The following is a 2,544-nucleotide window of genomic DNA, read 5'->3' on the forward strand; positions in this document are numbered from 1 at the left end:
AACAGGCATTGCAGTCAGTTGACCGGGGAGGAACGATCTTGTTTTTCGCAGTGCCGAACCCCGGAGAGACCCTTGATGTCGATCTGAATCCTTTCTGGAGGAACGATGTAGGCTTTAAAACCTGTTATGGGGCAGCCCCCCTTGATAATATCCAGGCCATCGAGCTTATCAGGGCCGGGAATATCGACGTCAAAGACATGGTCACGCACAGGTTCAGCCTGCAGGAGATCGCAAAAGGATTTAAGACCGCCTCTGAAGGCAAAGACTGCCTGAAGGTCATCATAAAGCCGCATGGATGAAGCCGTCAGGCGTAAAGCGTTAGGCGTTGGGCGATTTTAACCCCTTACGACTTACGATTCACGACGTACGGATACAGAAGAACATTCGATTATGAAAAACATCTCGGAAAAAACCCTCTTCCGCCAATTCAAGGAATTCGGGAGGGATCTTTTTTTACGGGGGTTGATCAGCTCGCACGCGGGGAACATGAGCGCGCGGATCGGCAATACGATCTACATTACAAGAAAGGGCGCCATGCTGGGCCGGTTAAACCGAACAGACATTGTCACACTCGATACTGACAAAGATGATCCGGACCTTTCCCGCACAGCGTCATCGGAGGTGCCTGTCCACAGGGCCATATATCAAAGCACCGATGCCCTCGCGATCGTGCATGCCCACCCGCCGTATGCGACGCTCCTGTCGATAACAGAAGACACACTTATCCCCGTAGATCGGGAAGGATCGTATTTCTTTAAGAAGATACCGGTCTTAACGTCTAAGAAAACAGGCAGCAGGAAAGACCTCGCCGGCTTGATCGGCAAACACATGGAGAATCATAAGATCATCCTTGTGAGGGGGCACGGGAGTTTTGCCCGCGGCGATACACTTGAAGAGGCATATATGCTGACGAGCAGTCTCGAAGCATCCGCGTTTTTCATCCACCACCTGAAGAGATGACCCGCCGCCTTGCCATGACGCAGCCGGCTATCATATACGCGGCAAAACCGGGAGCGTGCTCTATATAAAATCACCACAGGGGCAGGCGTAAATTGGAAGCGAAAATAATTATCCGTAACGAGATCGGGTCGGACATCGAAGCAATATCGGAGGTCACGAAAGCGGCCTTTAAGAATCTTCAAATTAGCAACCACGCGGAGCAGTTCATTATTAACGCGTTGCGAGATGCGAATGCTCTCACGATTTCCCTGGTTGCAGAAGCTGATAACAAGGTAGTAGGTCACATAGCGTTTTCGCCTGTGACCATTTCCGATGGCAGCCAGGGCTGGTATGGTATCGGTCCCGTCTCTGTCTTGCCGGAATTGCAGAAGCAGGGTATTGGAAAATCCCTGATCCATGCAGGCCTGTCCTCGCTAAAGGCATTGGGCGCAAAAGGCTGCGTGCTCGTGGGAGATCCCGGCTACTACGAACGATTAGGCTTCAGAAATCTCCCGGACCTGGTTATTGAAGACGTTCCGCAACAGTACTTTCTTGCGTTGCCGTTCGGGGAAAACAAGACTCGTGGTACTGTTGTATTCCATGAAGGCTTTACTGCAAACGGTTAAAGAATCTCATTGCATTTTTATGACCTTTGGAGGAAGATTAAAAAAGGGCGGGGTCATAGAGGATAAATCAACTGATAAGAAATTATTTGACTGAGGACAGCCCCCATCGGTTCAGCATTCGCCTATGGTAGTCATCAGGGGCAAGAAAGGGGGAGCACATGAATTGGTATCTCCAGGCCTTAAAGAAATACGCGGTATTTAGCGGGAGGGCAAGGCGCAAAGAGTACTGGTACTTTTTCTTGTTCAACTTCATCGTAGGCCTTGTTTTAGGTTTCATTGACGGTTTGGTCGGCACTTCCAGTAAAGGTGCCGGAATAGGTCTGCTGGGAAGCATCTATGTGCTGGCAGTTTTTGTTCCTGGTATTGCTGTTTCGGTACGGCGACTTCATGACACAAATCGCAGTGGGTGGTGGCTGCTTATCGTTTTGATTCCAATCATCGGCGCCATTATTCTTCTCGTTTTCATGATGCAGGGCAGTCGAAAGGATGAGAATCGGTACGGTCCAAATCCAACAGCGGCTGAGTTCTGCAGAGAATGCGGCAAAGAAATCGATGATAATGCCGCCGTATGTGCACATTGTGGTGCGTCTATACAGAGATCGGAAACGTAGTTGACTATCATGACTGATCATCTGATCCTCTTTTTTTCATACCGGCAGAGGGAGAATCAGTCACGTTAATCAACTACGTCCCTCTGACGAAAGAGGCTTGATGGATCGGCAAAAAAACGCGCAGTGTGCACGAAGAAGATAATTGCCGACAAGGAGGAGAACTTGATCAATACTTCAGCAACAGAACACCTCAGGGTCCTGTATCTTGAGGATCACGTGCCGGGTTCCGTGTATGAATTCGGATCAATAGTAGTGGATGAGAAGACAATGGTCGATTTTGCATCACAATATGATCCGCAGGTCTTCCATACCGATCCCGAAGCGGCCAGGAAGACCTCATTTGGAGGACTCGTTGCCAGCGGATGGCA

The 2,544-nt window shown here is 49.7% G+C and carries 5 protein-coding genes; all 5 read left to right on the forward strand.

What is annotated here, in order from left to right; all coding sequences use genetic code 11:
• The coding region (locus PHU49_17165) for a hypothetical protein (GenBank protein MDD5245740.1) at positions 1-299 on the forward strand (299 nt) is incomplete at its 5' end.
• Positions 300-390: 91 nt separating this feature from the next.
• The gene (locus PHU49_17170; GenBank protein ID MDD5245741.1) at positions 391-960 is read left to right on the forward strand and encodes an aldolase; all 570 of its coding nucleotides are present in this window, start codon (positions 391-393) and stop codon (positions 958-960) included.
• A 92-nt stretch (positions 961-1,052) separates the two neighbouring features.
• Complete coding sequence (locus tag PHU49_17175; GenBank protein MDD5245742.1) at positions 1,053-1,565, forward strand: N-acetyltransferase; 513 nt, start codon at positions 1,053-1,055, stop codon at positions 1,563-1,565.
• Between the two features lie 158 nt (positions 1,566-1,723).
• Positions 1,724-2,176 carry a DUF805 domain-containing protein gene (locus PHU49_17180; protein ID MDD5245743.1) on the forward strand — a complete coding sequence of 151 codons (453 nt, stop codon included), beginning with the start codon at positions 1,724-1,726 and terminating at the stop codon, positions 2,174-2,176.
• Positions 2,177-2,338: 162 nt separating this feature from the next.
• Positions 2,339-2,544, forward strand: a 206-nt coding sequence (locus tag PHU49_17185) for a MaoC/PaaZ C-terminal domain-containing protein (GenBank protein MDD5245744.1), incomplete at its 3' end; no start/stop codon positions are given.

The organism is Syntrophorhabdaceae bacterium, assembly GCA_028713955.1.
Classification (GTDB): domain Bacteria; phylum Desulfobacterota; class Syntrophorhabdia; order Syntrophorhabdales; family Syntrophorhabdaceae; genus UBA5609.